Origin of the sequence: Streptosporangium sp. NPDC048047, from assembly GCF_040653115.1 — a bacterium.
In the GTDB taxonomy this organism is placed as follows: Bacteria; Actinomycetota; Actinomycetes; order Streptosporangiales; family Streptosporangiaceae; genus Streptosporangium.
The window spans coordinates 120,481-138,606 of record NZ_JBEZNH010000010.1 but is presented as its reverse complement, the minus strand read 5'-3'; the positions used below and the strand labels follow the sequence as shown (position 1 = coordinate 138,606).

Genomic DNA, 18,126 nt, shown 5'->3' with positions numbered 1-18,126 from the left:
ATAATCCCCCCGTTTTTCATCGTTTCACCGTTTTGTCGGGTTCTTTCCGATTCTCTGACGTCCGACCCGTCCGGGCGCTCATGACGGAGAATCGGAGTCGTGCGGTTCGGCATCCTCGGCCCAACGGAGGTACGGCCCGCCGACGGGCGTCCGGTGCCCGTCGGCGGGCCACGGTTGCGCGCGCTGCTGGCACTCCTGCTCCTCACCCCCGACCGGGTGGTGACCACGACCCGGCTCATCGAGGGCCTGTACGGCGACGACCCGCCCGCGGGAGCCGGCAACGCGCTCCAGGCACAGATCTCCCGGCTCCGCCACCTGCTGGACACCGCCGGCACGGCCGGAACCGCGAACGACGCCGCGGGCGGTGGCGCGAACGGTGGCGCGGGCGGCGGCCGCGGAATGGTGACGCGCCATCCCGCGGGCTACCGGCTCGCCGTACCTCCCGAGGCCGTGGACGCGCACCGTTTCGAACGGCTCGCCCGGCAGGGCCGCGCCGCCCTGGCATCGGGGCGGCATGAGCGGGCCGGGGAACTGCTCGGCGAGGCGCTGGGCCTGTGGCGGGGACCCGCTCTGGCCGACGTCCTGAACGCGCCGTTCGCCACCGCCGCGGCCGCCCGCCTGGAGGAGGCGCGGATCGCCGCCGCCGAGGACCACGCCGAGGCCCGGCTCGCCCTCGGGCGGCACCGCGAGCCGATCGCGGGCCTCCGTACGCCGGTCACGGACCTCCAAGCACCCGTTGCAGACCTCCAAGCATCGGTCACAGACCTCCAGGCACCGGTCGCGGACCTCCGTACGCCGGTCGCGGACCTCCGTACGCCGGCCGCGGACCTCCGTACGCTGGTCGCGGACCTTCATGAGCTGGTCGCGGCCCACCCGCTGCGCGAGCGGCTGCGCGGCCAGCTCATGCGCGCGCTGTACGCGTGCGACCGGCAGGCCGAGGCGCTCGCGGTCTACGAGGACGTCCGCGCGCGGCTGGCCGACGAGCTCGGCGCCGACCCGTCACCGGAGCTGAGGGCGATCCACCTGTCGGTGCTCCGGGGCACCCTGCCCGTTCCCGGACCGGACGTCCCACCGGCCGGGAACCGGAGCCCGCGTTCCGGAGACGGCGCGGGCACGCGGGCCCGCGTGCCCGCGCAGCTCACACCCCTGGTGGGCCGGGCGGACGAACTGGCGCGGATCGGCGGTCTGCTCGCCGGGTCCCGCCTCGTCACGCTCACCGGGCCCGGCGGCACCGGCAAGACCCGGCTGGCGGCCGAGGCGGCCGCGCACGGTCACGACGATGTCTGCTTCGTCGAGCTGGCGCCGCTCACCGACGGCTCCGACGTACCCCGCGCGGTTCTCGGCGCACTGGGACTCCACGAGCCCGGGATGCTGCCCGCCCCGGGCGGAGCCGTGCCCGACCCGGTCGTGAGGATGGTCGCCGCGCTCGCCGAGCGGCGGACGTTGCTTGTCCTGGACAACTGCGAGCACGTGGTCGAGGCCGCCGCCGCGCTGGCCGCCCGGCTCCTGAGCGGCTGCCCCGGGCTGCGCGTCCTCGCCACCAGCCGCGAGCCGCTCGGCATCACCGGTGAGACGCTGTGCCCCGTCCCCCCGCTCATGCTCCCGCCCCCGGATGTCCCCGCCGCCGAGGCGCTCGGCTTCCCCGCCGTCCGGTTGTTCGCCGAGCGGGCGGCGGCCGTACGGCCCGGGTACGCGGTGGAGTCCGAGGCCGACGCGGTCCTGCGCGTCTGCCGGGCCCTCGACGGCCTGCCGCTGGCGATCGAGCTGGCCGCGGCCCGTCTGCGGTCGCTGACGGCCGCCGAGGTCGCCGCCCGGCTGGACGACCGTTTCCGGCTGCTGTCCCGAGGCAGCCGTACGGCCCAGCCGCGCCACCGGACGCTGCGCGCGGCGGTGGAGTGGAGCTGGGACCTGCTCGACGAGGACGAACGGACGATGGCCGGGCGTCTCACGGTCTTCGCGGGCGGCGCCACGCTGGAGGCCGTCGAGCGGGTGACCGGGATGCCGGACGCGGTCGACCTGCTGGCCGGCCTGGTGGACAAGTCGCTGGTGGAGGTGGTGGGCGACCGCTACCGGATGCTCGACACGATCCGCGCCTTCTGCGCCGAACGACTCGCCGACGCGGGTGAGGAGGAGGCGCTGCGCCGGGCGCACGGCGAGTACTTCCTCGGTCTGGCCGAGTCCGCCGACCCGCATCTGCGCGACGCCGAGCAGCTCGAGTGGTTGCGGCGGCTGGACCGGGAGTACGAGGACCTGCGCGCCACGGTGCACCGGGCCGTCCTTCCCGCGGAGGTCCCGGGGACGGCGGGATCTCCCGGCTCCACGGGTTCCTCCGGTTCCTCCGACTCCTCCATCCCCGCTCATGCCTCCGGCTCCCCCGGCTCCTCCGCCCCCGCTCATGCCCTCGGCTCCGGCTCCGGCTCCGGTTCCACGCGTTCCTCCGGCTCCTTCGAGCCGGTGTTCGCGCTGCGGCTGCTGTCGGCCCTAACCCCGTACTGGTGGCTGCGGGGGCTACGGGGTGAGGCGGCGGCCCCGGCACGGCGGCTCCTCGACCGGATCGGCCTTCGTCCCCCGGCCGGCGCGGAGGAGGAGTACGCCCTGTGCGTGTTCCTCGCGGCGTCGGCGGGCAGGCATGATCCGCGGCTCAGGCCGCACGTCGAGGTCGCCGAGGCGATCATCGCCGGTCTCGACGGAACGCCCCGGCAGCCCTTCACCCTCGTGGTCCAGGCGGTGGTCCTGGGCATGCCGGAGGGAGACCTCTACCTGCGGTCCATCCGGCGGTTGGACCGGCTCGGCCTGGACCCGTGGACCCGCGCGCTGCTCGACTTCGGATACGGCTACCACTGGTGGTCGAACGGACGGCCGGTGGAGGCCGAACACGATTTCGAGGCGTCCCTGAAGAGGTTCCGGTCCCTCGGCGACCGCTGGGGAACGGTCACCGCGCTCACCTCGCTGGCCGAGCTCGCCATCTGGCGAAGGGACGACGGCAGAGCCGCCGGGCTGGTCGGCGAGGCAATGTCCCTCGCGGAGGAGCTGGGCGCCACCACCGACCTGGCCGACCTGCTGTGCCGCCGTGCCGAGCTGAACGTACGGGCGGGAGATCTGGACGGCGCCCGGGACGGGTACGAGCGCGCGGCCGGGTTCGCCCGCCGGGCGGGCGATCCGGCGACGCTGGCCGGCGCCCGTCTCGGTCTCGGCGAGGTCGCCCGGATCCGCGGAGATCTCGCCGGGGCCCGCGCCTGTTACGAGACCGCTCTCGCCGGATGCGACCTGGAGGGGTACCTCGCCGAGGAGGTGCGCGGGCGGCTGCGCGTCGCCCTGGGCAGGCTGGCCGAGATGGAGGGTGACGCCCGCGAGGCACTGGACCGGCACCTCTCGGCACTCTCCGGTACGGCATGGCGGCGCAACCCGCCGCTGGCCGCCCTCGCCACGGAAGGTCTGGCGGGCGTGGCCCTGCTGGAGGGGGACGGTGAACGAGCCGCCTTCCTGCTGGGTCTCGGCGCGGCCCTGCGCGGCGTCTCCGTACCGGCCGGTCCGGACGACCCGGACGTCGCCCGGGTCGGAGCCGGAGCCCGCGCCCTGGCCGGTGACGCGGTGTTCGAGGCGGCCCACCGGCGGGGAGGCGACCTCACCATCGGCCGGGCGCTCGACGCCCTCGACCGGATCCGCACGGGCGCCGGGGAGCCGTCCACGCCCCGACGATGAGCCACACGGGCGCCGGGCAGCCGTCCACCCCCCCGACGATGAGCCACGCCGACACCGGGCAGCCGTCCACGCGTCCGCGCCCCGGCGATGAGCCGCACCGCCCGTCGAGGGCTCGTCAGCGTCCGGTCAGCGAACCGTCGGGGAGAGCGGCGACGCTGCGTCCATGACCTCCCCCACGATCTCCCCGACGCGCAGGTGGGGCACGCTGGTGATCGCCTGCCTCGCCGTACTGCTTCTGTCCATCGATCTCACGGTGCTGCATCTGGCCGCGCCCAGGCTGGCCGAGGACATGCGGCCCTCCGCCCCCCAGTTCCTGTGGATCGCCGACGTGTACGGCTTCGCGCTGGCCGGTCTCCTCGTCACCATGGGCAACATCGGTGACCGGATCGGGAGGCGGCGGTTGCTGCTGATCGGCATGGCCGCCTTCGGAGCGGCCTCGGCGCTGACCGCGTACGCGCCGGCCCCGGGATGGCTCATCGCGGCCCGGGCGCTGCTCGGCGCCGCGGGCGCCACCGTCATGCCGTCCACGCTGTCGATCATCCGGAACGTCTTCACCGACACGAGGGAACGAGCCACCGCCGTCGGCATCTGGAGCAGCGTCTCGGCTCTGGGGTTCGCCGTCGGCCCGCTGGCCGGCGGCCTCCTGCTCGACCACTTCTGGTGGGGCTCGGTCTTCCTGATCAACGTTCCGGTGGCCGTATTGATCGTGGTGGCCGGCGCCTTCGTGCTTCCCGAGTCGCGCAACCCCCGCCCCGGACGAATCGACGCGGTGAGCGTGCCGCTGTCCGCCGTGGGCGTCGTCGCCGTGATCTACGCGCTGAAGACCGCCGCCCACGACGGCGTCACCGGTGCGGGCGTCTGGGCGGCGGGGGCGTTCGGCGTCGCAGCCCTCGTCGTGTTCGCCCGGCGCCAGACGCGGCTGGCCGAGCCCCTCATCGACGTCCGGCTCTTCCGCCACCGCGCCTTCTCCGGGGCGATCGGGGCCAACATGGTCGGGATCTTCGCGATGCTCTCGTCGTCCCTCGCCTTCGCCCAGTACTTCCAGCTCGTCCGGGGCTGGTCGCCCCTGGTCTCCGGCCTGGCGAGCCTCCCCGGCGGCCTGGGGGCGGCGCTGGGCGGTGCCCTGGCCTCCAGCCTGATCATGGCCGTCGGCCGGGCCCGGGTCACCGCCCTGGGACTGGCGATGACCGCCGCGGGGTTCCTCATGTACAGCCGGATGGACGCCGGCACCGGTTACGCGTACATGCTGGCCGCGATGCTGGTCGCCTCCGCCGGCACGGGTCTCGCCTTCGCGGTGACCAACGACACCGTTCTGGCCTCGGTGCCCAGGGAGCGGGCGGGCGCGGCGTCCGCGATCGCGGAGACCGCCCAGGAGATGGGCGGCGCGCTGGGCATCGCCGTACTGGGAAGCGTGCTGAACGGTGTCTACCGCGATCGCCTGGAGCTGCCCTCCGGGGTGCGGCCGGAGGATGCGCGTCAGATCGGCGAGTCGCTCGGCGGGGCGCTGGAGACGGCGGCCTCCCTGCCTCCGGCGCTGGCCGGAGCCGTCGCCGAGGCGGCACGGAGGACGTTCGTCACCGCCATGCAGCTGACGGTGCTGACCGGCGCCGCTCTTCTCGCTCTTCTCGCGGTGGCGGTGCTCTTCGCCCTGCGCGGTGTCCCGAAGGTGATCCCCGAGGTGGTCCTCGACGACCGGGGCGGGGCGCACGAGAAAGCCGTGACGGCGGGATGACGAGTCCGCCGAGGCGCTCGGCGGCGCAGGGATTCCGGCCGGGCCGTCTCCTCTGCGGCTCCGCCCGGGTTCGGGACGGGCCGCCTCCCCGCGACTCCGCGCGGTGGCGGTCCGGCAGCCGGTGGAGCGGAATACGAAGGCCGTTCATATCGGTCACCGGCCGGGGAGCCGAGGCCGGAACCGTGAATGCGACGTCGTCCACCGGCACGGCGATCCCTCGCAAGAGCGGCAATTCACCGCAAGAGCAACGTCAAACCTGTCGTAGATGAATGTTGGATAACAAGAAAGGCCGGACCCCGGGGATGACGCACCCGCCGAGGCCGTCCGCAGGGATTCGGACGGTCTCGCCATCCATGGAACAGGCCAGCGGACCGGGGTTTCGGACAGCAATTTATTGCGATTATGAGCTAATTAAAACCTAATAACCATAAGTGATGATTACCCGGCCCCTTTACCTTCCCTAGGGATCACGGTCAGTCTAATATTTGGACCTATGTCATGGCGCGCATCAGATTTCCCAGATAGGAACGCTGGTTCCGCCTACCCCGCAGGATCTTCCCGGGCAGACGAATTCGATCACCTGTCGGACTGGCATCCACCGCGGCTGCTCGCATTCGACCCTCGGAAGCTCATTCTGTTCAGCGCAATTCTGGTGATCTTGATCGGCGCGGGGGTCTGGTTGACCACCTCGAACGCCCCCCGCCCCGGCGCGCTGGCCGCGGACCCGTCATCCGCGCCACCCGACGCTGACTGGAGGACGGCGTCCCCCTCGGCTTCCGCCTCGGTCTCCGCCACCCCGTCCACTCCCATCTCGTCCCCCTCCGCCCCCGTCTCCTCCCCGGAGCCGGACGCTCCCAGCGCGTCCGGTGCGCCGGAGAAACCGAAGAAGAACGACAAGCCCGGCAAGGCCGACGTGAAACCCACGGTTCCGCCGTCCACTGCGCCCAGGACCGGCGCCGGTGAGCGGACGGAGACCAGGGCGGTGGTGCCTCCTCCTCCGCCCGTCTCCTCTCCCTCCTCCGCCGACTCCTCGGCGAACTCCTCGGCCAAGGGAGGCTCGGCCCAGCTCACCGCCAAACAGGCGTACCGCATCCACAGCGACTACCAACACGGGCTGTCGGTGGCCCAGCGGGACCTCGACCAGGTCGCGATGGGCAAGCTGGAGAGCGGTCTCGCGGTGCAGATGACACGGGCCGGTTTCAAAACCGCCCAGCTCCAAGGGGAGTCCGTGGCCTCGGGAACATGGCCCAACCCGCGCGTGTGGATCCCCCGCCACGTCGAGGGCCGCCCCGACTGGTTCGTGGCCGTCTCCACCGAGCCCGGAGTGGCCCGGGTGATCGACGTGATGAGCTCCACCCCCGCCGGCTGGCGGCTGGTGGCCTCCGCCGCCGACACGCGGGCCACCCCCGACCGGTTCCCCGTGATCGCGACCGACGACGACGGCTACGCCATGAGCCTGTCCGAGAACGCCTCGGGCCTGGTCGCCACCCCGCGCCAGGTCATCGACGCCCACCTGGCGAGCATGGAGCGGGCCGAAACCGACCCGATGTTCGCCGACGGGCCCTGGACCAGCGACGTCGCCCTGTTCTGGCAGGAGGAGCGCGCCCAGCTGGAGGACGCAGGCTGGAGCCTGACGCTGTCGTACCTGCCCGAGGGCCCGGTGCGCGCGTTGCGGACCGCCGACGGGGGCGCCCTGGTCTGGTACGGGGCCCGCTCGACCGACACGCGCAAGGTCGAACAGCCGGGAGCGCGGGTCGGGCTCAAGGGGGCGGCGGCCGTGCGCACCCGCAACAGGTCCTTCGCGCACTCGGCGTCGGCCTCCTACGGACGCTTGTACGTGACCTACATCCCCCCCGCCGGCTCCCCCGATCCCGTCCGCGTGCTGGGCGACTGGAGCGAGGTCCTGGATAGCCACGGCGACTGACGTAGCACCGAAAGAAGAGGAACGTTCATGATGACACCCTCACGTAGGGCCTCACGCGCGACGGTGGTCACCGCCAGTGTCGCGATCGGCGTGTTCGGGGCCGGCGCCGGGCTGGGAGCCGTCATCGCCGCTCGGTCCAACTCCGCGGACTCCCCCGAAGCAGGAGGGATGCGCCTGGTCGCGGGCACGTACCGCCTGGACGACCGGGTAGGCGCCTGGACGGCGCTGGGCGCGTCCGGCGCGGGCCGGCTCTCCGGGAGCGGCCAGGCCGCCCGGGGCGCCGCCACCGGCAGCACGAAGGTCTGCCTGGCCGCGACCACGGACGGGCACGCGATCGCCGGCGGGGCGAGTGGCTGCGTCGCCCTCCCGGCCGTGGCGGGAGCGGTCGGAGCCTTGTTGCGTCCTGGAAACCCCAGAAACACACCGGCCGCTCCGCCCAAGGAGAACGCCGCCCCGAAGGCCAGCGAGAAGACCAAGACGCAGCCCGTCGCGAATCCGCCGGCCGCCCCGCGCGCACAGCAGCAGGACGCCGCCCCGGTGCAGCAGCCTCCCGCGAACACCCGCCAGGTGGCCCCCCCGCCCCCGGCCCCCGCTCCCAAGGCGCCGGCTCCCAAACCCGCCCCGACGGAGAAGGTGGGCCGCGACCTCTCCGAGAACGGCAGCCGGATCCAGCAGCAGCAACAGCCCGCCGCCGAGCAGAAGCAGGAGGTCGTCGCACCCCCTCCGCCGCCGCCCTCCCCGAGGAACGACGCCCGTCCTTCGAACGGACCCGGCGCCCAGTCCTCGAACGGGCCCGCCACCCGTCCCTCGAACGGACCCGACGCGGCGCGGCCGTCCGACGGCTCCCGGACCCCACCGCCGTCGGCGTACCCGCGGTCCCCCCGGAAGGGCGACCACGACCACCGGACCCGTTCCCCGCATGACGGTTATTCGGTCCGTACGGCGCAGCCGACGCCCGACGACCGGTCGCGGTGGAACCGGCGGCACGGCCGGCCGTCGGCCGACCCGCGCGTGAAGGCATGGCCCTCGGGGGACCCCCGTACTGCGTCCCAGCCGCCGAGCGCCCCCCGGACGGAGACCCAGCCGCCGGCCGACCGCCGCATGGCGACCCGGCCGCCGGCCGATCCGCGTACGGCGGCCCGGCCCTCCGACGCGCCCATCGGCGCGCGGCCGACCGGCATCCTCACCCCGGCGGCGCCCAACAGCACCATGAAGCCGCTCGTTCCCTCGGGCCCGTCCGCGCCGGCGAACCCGGCCCCGCAGCCGACGAGCTCCGCCCGGATCACCCCGGTTCCCCTGCCCTCTCCCCAGGACCGGCTTCCGTCCGCCGACGGCACGCAGCTCCCGCCGGCCGACCAGAACGCGTTCCCGCCCACCGGCCAGGACGCGCAGCCTCCGGCCGAACAGTCCCCGGCGGACCGGTCCGCGCCCCGCGCCGAGACCCCCGACCTCTCCACCCTGCCGATCTTCCGTGACCCGGAGCTCATGCGGCGGGCCCAGGAGGCCCTGGGACTGGACAAGAACATGCGGTACACCGACGAGAACGGTGTGTGGGACCTCAACATCGCCCCGCCCGGCACCCCCGAGTGCCGGAACTACTCCGAGGACGAGCTCGCGGACCTGGGCGCGTCCCAGGGAGGCTTCTCCGTTCCGCGTGACTCGTGCGCGTGGCCCGCGTTCATCCGCTGGCTGTACGCCGACCCGGCGCCCGGTCAGGTCAGCAACTGGACCAAGTTCACCGGCCTCTCCGAACGCAACCTGGAGCTCGTGGTGAGCGATCCGTCCGACGTCCGGCAGGCTCCGCCCGCCACCGGCCAGGCCGAACCGGGTCAGGTCGAGCAGGACCAGAGCTCGGACCAGCGCTCGGACCAGGGCGGATACCAGCGCTCGGACCAGCGCTCGGACCAGCGCGAGTATCCGGACCCGGACCAGGGCTCGGACCGGCGCGGGTACCCGGACTCGGGTCAGCGTGATTATCCGGGCTCGGACCAGGGCGAATACCAAGGCTCAGGTCAGGGCGAGTACTCGGGCTCATGAGCACGTCCCCCGGAGCGGGGCGCGCCGTGCTCGGTCCCGGCCAGGCCGCGGCCTGGGTGGGCGAGCACGGCGCACACCTGATCGACTACGCCGCCCGCCACCTCCCGCCCACCCGGGCGATGGCGGCGGCGGCGTCCGCGCTGGCCGCGTGCCGGAGCGGACCGGCGCCCCGGGGTGTGACGCCCCGGGGACGCCTGCTGGCCTTCCTCCGGCGGGAGTGCCGTATCTCGCCCGGTTACCGGGCGAGATACGTGCCGGAAGCCGACATGCCGGGGATGCCGGAACGCCGGCTGATCGAGCGCGCCTGGACGATCGTCGATCCGCTGGGCGCGGAGGCGCTCCGGCTGATGTACCGGCACGAGCTGACCACCGAGGACCTCGCCCACGCGCTGTCGATCTCCGTCGAGGAGGTCCCCGGGCTCACGACCCGCACCCAGGACCTGATCGAGACCCTCGTGAGCGGGCTGGACGCCCTCGCCCATCGTCGTTCCACCTGCCGCGACCTCGCCCCACTGGCCGAGCGCGTGTTCCCCGGCGAAGGAACGGTCCCGCCCGCCGCGGAGTTCGCGGAGGCCAGCGAGGACCTGCTGTCCCACATGGTGCGGTGCACCGTGTGCACGCGGCCGATCAACATCCGCTACACCGTCCCGCAGATGATCTCCCATCCCCGGGTCACGCCGCTGACCGCCGAGGTCAGGCAGCGGCTCCTGGACTCCCTCCGGCCCGCCACGCGGCCGCCTGCGCCGAGGACCGCCTCCGCGCCCCCGTCACCGGGCGGAGGGACCGCGACGCCCACGGCGGGCGCGACACCCACCGCGTCCACGACCGGTACGGCAGGCGTGACACCCACGGCCTCCACGACACCCGCGTCATCCGCCGTTCCCGCGGTTCCCATGCCCGCGCCGACCCCGCCCGCCGCACCGGCCGCGCCCGCCGTACCGGCCGCGCCCGGCACGCCCGCCGCGCCACCGCCCGCGGAGACCGCCGGAACCGATGCCGCCGGCCCCGGCCCGGCGTCGAGGTCGCAGGAGGACACGATGCCCGGCATCGCCATACGGCGTCCCCGGCCGGGTCGTGCCAGGCCCCCCTACATGCCGGCCGGCCCCGAACGGCAGCAGGCCGACCGCACCGCACCGCGCGCCGACCGCACCACGCCGTATCCCGACCGCACCGCACCGCGCGCCGACCGCACCACGCCGTATCCCGACCGCATCACGCCGCGCGCCGACCGCACCGCGCCGCGTCCCGCGCGCCAGGACCGCTCCAGGAATCCCTACCGGCCGGTTCTCCCGGACAGCTCGGCGACCACACCGCCGTCGCCACCGAAGGCCCGGCCGCCCTCCCCGCCCCCGCCCCCGCCCGGTCAGGACACCCCGCTCTACAACGCCCTGCTCTCCCAGTCGAGGGCGCGGGAGACCCGCGAACAGGACGCGGCGGCCACCGTCCCCTCCATGCCCGCGATCACCCGCCGGACCCCGCCGGGCGGGCGCGGCGCGCGGGCGGGGACGGGCTCCGGGACGCACGACGGACACGACGGACACGACGGGCCGGACGACGGGCCGGAGGGGATTCGGTTCGGAGCCGGTGTCCGGTTCGCCGAGGCGATGTCATGGGCCGGGAGGAGGCTCCGCACCACGACGATCAAGGTCATCATCATCGCGGTCGCGGGCACGGCCGGCACGCTGGCCGGGATGAGCCTCCTCGGCCCGGTCATCGGCACCGAGGATCCGGCGGGGCCCCTGCAGTCGTCCGCCGCCACCGGGCCCGAGACCGCCCCGCCCACGGCCGATGGAACCGCCCCGGCCGTCTCGGGCGGGCTCGCCGGCCGGCTGCGCGTCCCGCCCGTCGTGACACTGGACGAGTTCGGCCAGGGAAGCCTGCTCCTCACCCTCACGGGCGAGCCGCTGGAGTGGCGGATCTCGGCTCCCGGGCTGGCCGTGACCCCGTCCAGCGGCACGCTGCGGCAGGGCCAGACGGGCGTGATCGTGCTGCGCGCCCTCAGGGTCCGCCAGTGGTGCGGGGTCCCCGCCTCCGTCTCCGCTCCCCTGACCGTGTTCGGCCCCGACGACTCGGTGACCACGACGGTGCGCTGGCGTACCTGCTGACCGCCCCGTCCCCCAGCCTCATGCAAGTTCTACGCGAAAGGACCCCGGCTATGACGGAGACGCCCCCGAGGACGCAGCGTTCGCCGCACGGCCCGGCCGAACAGTTCCAGGACGCGATCCCACTCACCGCGGAACACCTGCTCACCAACCGCCGCCCCGAGCCCGCGGGCGGATGGCGGCGGCTCGTCTGGCGGCTGTCCGGCGGCCGGATCACCCCATCCGAATCCTCCGCCGAACTGGAACGCCGCACACTGATGGCCCAGGCCCAGACCCCCGTCGCGAGCGGGCACCACCGGATCGCGGTCATGAGCCTCAAGGGCGGAGTGGGCAAGACCACGACGACCGTGGCCCTCGGCAACACGCTCGCCTCGCTGCGCGGTGACCGGGTCATCGCCATCGACGCCAACCCCGACCGCGGAACCCTCGGGCTGAAGGTCAAGTCGGAGACGGCCGCGACCATCCGCACCATGCTGGCCGAGGCCCCGCACATCCTCCGTTACGCCGACGCCCGCGCCTTCACCTCCCAGTCGTCGGCCCGGCTGGAGGTCCTCGCGTCCGACACCGACCCCGCGGTGAGCGAGGCGTTCAACGCCGACGACTACCGTACGGTGGCCGGGATCATCGAGCGCTACTACTCGATCTGCATCACCGACTGCGGGACCGGCCTGCTGCACGGGGCCATGGACGCGACGCTGGAGCTGGCCGACCAGATCGTGCTGGTCACCCTGGTCGCGGTGGACGGGGCCAGCTCGGCCGCCGCCACGCTCGACTGGCTCACCGCCCACGGGCACGCCGACCTGGTCAGGAACGCCATCGTCGTGCTGAACGCCGTGGAGCCGAAGACCGACGTGGACCTGTCGCTGCTGGAACGGCACTTCGCCTCCCGCTGCCGCGCGGTGGTCCGCATCCCCTACGACCCCCATCTCAAGGAGGGCGCGGAGGTCGATCTCGCCCGGCTGCGGCCCACGACCCGGGGGGCGTACCTGCGCCTGGCGGCGGCGGCCGGCCAGTCCTTCGGCCAGCGTCCCGACCGGAGCCGCTAGTGCCGCCCGTTCCCGAGGACGTCGATCTCGACTGGGACCTCGGACCGCCGTCCCGCTCCCCCCGACGGATGATCATCGTGGTCGTCTCGATCGTCGGGGCGATCCTCGCGGCGGTCTGGGTGTGGCACGTGCTGCGGCCCGAGGCCGAACCCCCGACGGTGCGGGTGACGAACGCCGCCACCGACTCCGTCGTGCTCGCGACCCCCGCCGGGTACGAGGGCGAGGCCGGCTACCCCGTCGGGTTCCCCCGCACCGAGCTGGGCGCGGTCTCGGCGGCGGCGGCCACCCTGGAGGCGGCCTGGACGCTGGACACCGCCCAGGCCGAGCGGGCCGCGGTCCTGTACGTCCCTCCCGACCAGCAGGAGGCGGCCCGCGCCGGCGCCCGGGACACCGTCGCGAGCTGGCGTGAGACGCTCGGCCTGCCGAAGACCGGCGCGCTCCCGGACGGCGCCGCCATGCGGACGCGGACGATCGGGGTCCAGTGGCGGGTCCGCGCCCAGGACCAGATCCAGGTGTCCGTGCTGGTGCAGGTGACCGCCACCAAGGGCACCCAGGACACCGACCCGATCTACTCCAGCCCGTACGCCATGAACCTGCTCATGACCTGGCACCCCGACATGCGGGCCGGCGGGAAGGGCGACTGGGTCAACGTCCCGGACCCGTCCCCCGGCGCACTGCCCGCCGTCGCCCTGCCCGGGACCCCGGAGTTCACCGCCGCGGGCTGGAAGTCCCTGTCCGCACCCGATTCCGCGCCCACTCCCGACTCCACCCCGTAGAACACGCAGAACGCGTAGAACGCCCATGGAACGAGGAAGACCGCACATGTCCCCACGCAGCTCACCTCGCCGCGTCACCCTGGTCTCCGGCCTCCTCCTGGCGGGGGTCTCCGCGACGGCCGGCGCGGTCGTCGCCCAGCCCTGGTACGCCAAGGCCGACCAGGAGTGGACCGGCGCCTCGTCGTCCGACCCGGCCGGCGGTTCCGCCATCGCCCCGGGCGAACCCGCTCCCGGCGGCGGCCGGGACCACGCGCCCGCACCTCAGGACGACTCCTCCCGCGACGAGTCGTCCACCGTGGAGGGGAGGCCCCGGAGCGGAGGAGGCGGCTCCTCCCGTGACGAGCCCACCGCCGAAAGGGCGCCCACGGGCGGAGAGGGCGGCTCCTCCGGTGCGGAGAGCGGCACGTCCTCACGCTCCCGCGAGGGCGGCGGGTCAGGCCGGGCCCGCGAGTCGGGCACGGCATCCCGGTCCGGCTCCGACCCGGCGCCGCGGTCCGGTCCCGCACCCGAGTCCCGTTCGGCGCCCCGGTCCGAGCCGACCGACCGGTCCGAGCCCGCGCCGAGAAGAGCGAAGGGCTCCTCCGACTCCGGTCAGAGGACGACGGACGACTCCGGCCGCGCCTCCGGTCGTGACACCGGGCGGGAAGGAAAGAACTCCTCCGGCACCACAGTCCGAAAAATCACTCCAAAACCGGATACCAGGCGCAGGGACAAGCCCGACGCCGAAACCAGGAGCGCGCCCGACGCCGAGACAAAGAGCGCACCCGATACCGATGACAAGGTCAAGGACGCGCCGCGGTCCGACGCCAAGCGCAAGGACGCACCGGATTCCAAGACCAAGGACGCGCCCGACGTCACGACCAAGGACGCGCCCGGCACCGATGACAAGGGCGGGAAGGACTCCCCCGCTCCGGCGCCCAGCGCCGCACCCGAGGCCACGGCACAGCCCCCGTCCTCGGGAGGCGAGTCCCCCGCCCCGCAGACACCCGAGCAGCCCCGGGGACCGGAGACCAAGCCGTCCCAGGACGGCGAGGGTTCCACCGGCAAGGACGACCCGAGGAAGAACGACTCGGGGAAGGGCGGCTCCGAGAAGAAGGACGAGGAGAAGGGGAAGTCCGGGGAGAAGGGCGAGGACGCCGGTAAGAACGCTCCGAAGGATGACGACGGGAAGAAGGACGAGAAGGGCACGAAGGAGTCCTCCGGGAAAGAGTCCGGGAAGAAGGACTCCGGGGAGTCGGCGAAGGAGCCGTCCGGGAAGGGCGCCAAGGAGTCGTCGAAGAAGGCCACGTCAGGGGACGGCACCCCGGACAGGTCCGGCAGGACGCCCAGGAAGGCTCCCAGGGACGTGGCGAAGCCCTCTCCCGTCCCGACCGCCGATGGGACCGGCGTCACCGACGACGTTCCCGCCGTCCCCGACCCGGTCCCGACCGCGCGTACGGAACGTCCCACGGCCGATCCGGCGGATCCGACCGCGGCGCCCATCCCCCCCACCGCCGTGACCCCCACCGCCCCCGCGTTCTCCACCGGTCAGCCGGCCACGGAGTCCGGTGACCACTCGGCCGCGGCTCTCCTCGGAGTCCCCGCCACCAGGCCGGTCCTGCCGCTGCCTCCGCTGGCGCGTTCCTTCTTCACCTCGGGGGTCGCGGGTTCCGGTGACTGCGCGTCGTGGCGGGATTCGGCATGTTGGAGTCTCGCGCCCTGGCATGGCCGTACGATCGGCTCTGCCGCGCCGCCGCAGGCCACCGGCCGTCAGGCGCCGTCCTGGGCGCCCCGGTGGGCCTTCGCACCACCCGCATACTCCGTTCCGCTCGCGCCGGGCGGGTCCGCCTCGCGGCCCGCGACCCCGGTCAAGGCCGGTTGCTGGGGCTTCAGCCCCTCGGCGCTCTGTGCCAGTTCCAAGGAGCAACGATGATCCATCGATTACCGGCGCGGACGGCCGTACTCGGCCTGGTGGCCGCGCTGGCGGCGGGCACGATCGGCGCCGCCCCCGGTCAGGCGGCGTCCGGCGCCGCGAGAGCCGTCTGCGGCCCGGCCCAGGCCGACCAGGCGAACACGACCGGCCAGACGGGCACGGCCGGTCAGGCGAGCGCGGCCGGTCAGGCGAGCGCGGCCGGGACCCTCGGCTGGGGCACGCCCTCGTGGTGCGCGGAGTTCGACCGCGTCCTCGACCCGGCCGACTGGGTGGTCTACAACTCGCCCGGCCATGCCGGCAAGGGCCGCCGTTCCCCCGACCAGCTCTACATCGGCAACGGCTCGCTCTACCTCTACGGCCGCGCCGACGGCACCACGGCCGGGATCGGCGCGCGCCACGAGCAGGCGTACGGGCGCTGGGAGACCCGGGTCCGGATGTACGAGGGCGGGGCGACCGCCTACCGCCCTCTCGCCCTGCTGTGGCCGCGTGACGGCGGGGGCGACGTGCAGAGCACCACGAACGAGGAGATCGACTTCCTGGGGGTCTACGACTATCCGGGCAAGTGGCGTCCCAACTTCTACCTGCAGACCCCGCAGGGTGAGTACCAGTCCTACTCCGACGTGGAGGTGACCGCCTGGCACACCTACGCGGTCGAGGTCAGCCCGCAGGGCACGGTCGGCTACATCGACGGCAAGGAGTGGTTCCGCTCGGCCAGGCACACGACCGGTGTGATGCAGCCGTGCCTGCAGCTCGACTGGTTCCCCGGCGGAGGCACCGAGGGAGAGGCGTGGATGGAGGTCGACTGGCTGCGGATCTATCCGCTGAACGCCGCCGGCACGGGCTGATCCCGCCGGGTGACCTCACCGGACGACCTCACCGCCGGGCGGGCCGGCCGATGGACGACCCGGCCGGCGGAAGGCCCGGCCGGCGGAAGGCCCGGCCGGCGGAAGGCCCGGCCGGCGAAGGGCGCGGGACGGCGAGACCGTCCCGCGCCCTTCCTTCTTCCGGACTTCCGGAACCCTCCGTTCCCGGCTCCGCCGTTCCAGGCTCCGTTCTTCCCGGCCGTTCTCCCCGGCTCCGCCGCGTCAGGCGAGCTGGGCCTGCTGGAGCCCCGCGTAGACGCCGCGCAGCCGCATCAGCTCCTCGTGGGTGCCGGCCTCCGCGATGCCGCCGTCCCTCATGACCGCGATGCGGTCGGCGTTCCGGATCGTGGACAGCCGGTGCGCGACGACGAACACCGTACGGCCGGCGACCAGCCGGGCCAGTGCCTGCTGAATGAGGGCCTCCGACCGGGAGTCCAGGGCGGAGGTCGCCTCGTCGAGGATCAGCACGCGCGGGTCGCGGATCAGGGCGCGGGCGATGGCCAGCCGCTGCCGCTGGCCGCCGGACAGCCGGGCCCCGCGTTCCCCGACGACCGTGTCGAGCCCGGCGGGCAGCCGTTCGACGAACTCCAGCGCGTTGGCGTCCCGCAGGGCCCGCATCAGCCGCTCCTCGGAGACGTCGGCCAGGCCGTAGGTGACGTTCTCCCTGATGCTGCCCTCGAACAGGATCGACTCCTGCGGCACGACCGACATGAAGCGGCGGTAGGTCCGCATGTCCACCGTCTCCATGTCGCGGCCGTCGAGCAGGATCCGTCCGGAGGTCGGCCGCAGGAAGCCGATGACGAGGTTGAGCACGGTCGACTTGCCCGCGCCCGAGGGGCCGACGAGGGCGATCGTCTCGCCGGGCACCGCCCTGAGGGTGAGGCCGGTGACCGCGGGGGGTTCGCCGGGTTCGCCGTAGGAGAACCCGACGTCGCGGAACTCCACCTCGCCGCGTACCGAGTCGACCTTCACCTTGCCCTCGTTGTGCTCCAGGTCGGGGGCCTGGAGCACCTCGCCGATCGACCGGACCGACGCCAGTCCCCTGCTGATCACCGGGGTCAGGCTGAGCAGGGAGGTGACGGCGGAGGTGAGGGTGGTGAAGAAGGTGGTCAGCATGACCACGTCACCGGCGGTGATCGGGATGACCTGGTAGTAGGCGATGAGCGCGGAGCCCGTCAGGAAGGCGACGCCCAGCGCGTTGAGCAGGATCCAGGCGAGGGCGCCGAAGCTGCCGTTGAGCAGGTCGAGCCTGAGTCCCTTGCTCAGCACCTTGGTCAGCGTGCCGTCCACGCGGTGCAGGGCGTCGCGTTCCAGGCCGTGCGCCCGGGTGATGGGGATGAGGGTGGTCATCTCGCTGATCCGGCTGGAGAGCGTCTCGACCTCGCGGCGGAAGCTCTCGTTGTCCTCCCGCAGGCGGGTGCGGAGCCGCATCACCAGGAAGGCGGCGACCGGCACGATCACCAGGAGGACCGGGATCGCGGCGGGCACCCGGAAGGCGATCACCGCGAGGCCGCCGACCAGGGTGGTGAGGGCCGAGAGGCCCATGTCGCTCGCCTGCTGGCTGGTCTGCTCGATGCTCTCGACGTCCCGGATGACCTTGGTCTGGAGTACGGCGGCGCTGACCCGGGAGTGGTAGCCGATCGAGAGCTGCTGCATGCGGCGGCAGAGCGCGGAGCGCAGGTTGACACCAACCCGCCGGATCGCGCCGTGCATCCAGCGGACGTAGAGGAGGTGGAAGGGGTGGTTGAGGAGCAGCAGGGCGAGCAGGACGGCCGTGTTGGCCCACAGCTCGACGATGGGACGGTGGCCGACCACGATGTTGATGACGTTGGCGGTGATCAGCGGCAACAGCCAGGTGGGGCTGTGCTTGAGGAGGAAGGCGAAGACCGCGGCGACCAGCTTGAGACGGTCTTCCTTGAAGAGGTAGGCGAGGGTACGGACGGGATGTTCGCCCCGATAGGAATGATCGAGAGCAGTGTTCACGAAACCCCCATAAGACGGTAAACCCAGTCCCAATCCTCTCTTGTCGATA

Annotated in this window: 10 protein-coding genes; 9 read left to right on the top strand and 1 reads right to left on the bottom strand. The window is 73.4% G+C overall.

What is annotated here, in order from left to right:
* The first annotated feature begins 99 nt into the window (after nt 1-99).
* From AB0D67_RS11895 to AB0D67_RS11855, 9 genes are all read left to right on the top strand, one after another.
* The gene (locus AB0D67_RS11895; RefSeq protein ID WP_362932686.1) at nt 100-3,702 is read left to right on the top strand and encodes a BTAD domain-containing putative transcriptional regulator; all 3,603 of its coding nucleotides are present in this window, start codon (nt 100-102) and stop codon (nt 3,700-3,702) included.
* Nucleotides 3,703-3,865: 163 nt separating this feature from the next.
* A complete protein-coding gene (locus AB0D67_RS11890; protein WP_362932684.1) occupies nt 3,866-5,434 on the top strand; it encodes an MFS transporter in 1,569 nt (522 codons plus the stop codon).
* 652 nt (nt 5,435-6,086) lie between these two features.
* Nucleotides 6,087-7,358, top strand: a complete 1,272-nt coding sequence (locus AB0D67_RS11885) for a hypothetical protein (protein WP_362932682.1) — start codon at nt 6,087-6,089, stop codon at nt 7,356-7,358.
* Nucleotides 7,359-7,385: 27 nt separating this feature from the next.
* The gene (locus AB0D67_RS11880) at nt 7,386-9,395 is read left to right on the top strand and encodes a hypothetical protein (RefSeq protein ID WP_362932680.1); all 2,010 of its coding nucleotides are present in this window, start codon (nt 7,386-7,388) and stop codon (nt 9,393-9,395) included.
* Nucleotides 9,392-11,500 (top strand): hypothetical protein, encoded by a 2,109-nt coding sequence (locus tag AB0D67_RS11875; RefSeq protein WP_362932678.1) that lies wholly within the window; start codon nt 9,392-9,394, stop codon nt 11,498-11,500. Before AB0D67_RS11880 ends, AB0D67_RS11875 begins: the two co-directional genes overlap by 4 nt.
* 50 nt (nt 11,501-11,550) lie before the next feature.
* Complete coding sequence (locus AB0D67_RS11870; RefSeq protein ID WP_362932676.1) at nt 11,551-12,543, top strand: MinD/ParA family protein; 993 nt, start codon at nt 11,551-11,553, stop codon at nt 12,541-12,543.
* A complete protein-coding gene (locus AB0D67_RS11865; RefSeq protein ID WP_362932674.1) occupies nt 12,543-13,319 on the top strand; it encodes a hypothetical protein in 777 nt (258 codons plus the stop codon). Before AB0D67_RS11870 ends, AB0D67_RS11865 begins: the two co-directional genes overlap by 1 nt.
* 46 nt (nt 13,320-13,365) lie before the next feature.
* Complete coding sequence (locus AB0D67_RS11860; protein WP_362932672.1) at nt 13,366-15,231, top strand: hypothetical protein; 1,866 nt, start codon at nt 13,366-13,368, stop codon at nt 15,229-15,231.
* Nucleotides 15,228-16,076, top strand: a complete 849-nt coding sequence (locus tag AB0D67_RS11855; RefSeq protein ID WP_362932670.1) for a glycoside hydrolase family 16 protein — start codon at nt 15,228-15,230, stop codon at nt 16,074-16,076. Before AB0D67_RS11860 ends, AB0D67_RS11855 begins: the two co-directional genes overlap by 4 nt.
* Before the next feature lie 240 nt (nt 16,077-16,316).
* Here the strand turns inward: AB0D67_RS11855 and AB0D67_RS11850 are convergent, their stop codons facing one another.
* A complete protein-coding gene (locus tag AB0D67_RS11850) occupies nt 16,317-18,077 on the bottom strand; it encodes an ABC transporter ATP-binding protein (protein WP_362932668.1) in 1,761 nt (586 codons plus the stop codon).
* Between the last annotated feature and the right edge of the window lie 49 nt (nt 18,078-18,126).

Excerpts from the sequence above, each read along its gene's own strand:
- AB0D67_RS11890 (WP_362932684.1), top strand. The coding sequence starts at position 3,866 with ATGACCTCCCCCACGATCTCCCCGACGCGCAGGTGGGGCACGCTGGTG.
- AB0D67_RS11880 (WP_362932680.1), top strand. The coding sequence starts at position 7,386 with ATGATGACACCCTCACGTAGGGCCTCACGCGCGACGGTGGTCACCGCC.
- AB0D67_RS11875 (WP_362932678.1), top strand. The coding sequence starts at position 9,392 with ATGAGCACGTCCCCCGGAGCGGGGCGCGCCGTGCTCGGTCCCGGCCAG.
- AB0D67_RS11870 (WP_362932676.1), top strand. The coding sequence starts at position 11,551 with ATGACGGAGACGCCCCCGAGGACGCAGCGTTCGCCGCACGGCCCGGCC.
- AB0D67_RS11860 (WP_362932672.1), top strand. The coding sequence starts at position 13,366 with ATGTCCCCACGCAGCTCACCTCGCCGCGTCACCCTGGTCTCCGGCCTC.
- AB0D67_RS11855 (WP_362932670.1), top strand. The coding sequence starts at position 15,228 with ATGATCCATCGATTACCGGCGCGGACGGCCGTACTCGGCCTGGTGGCC.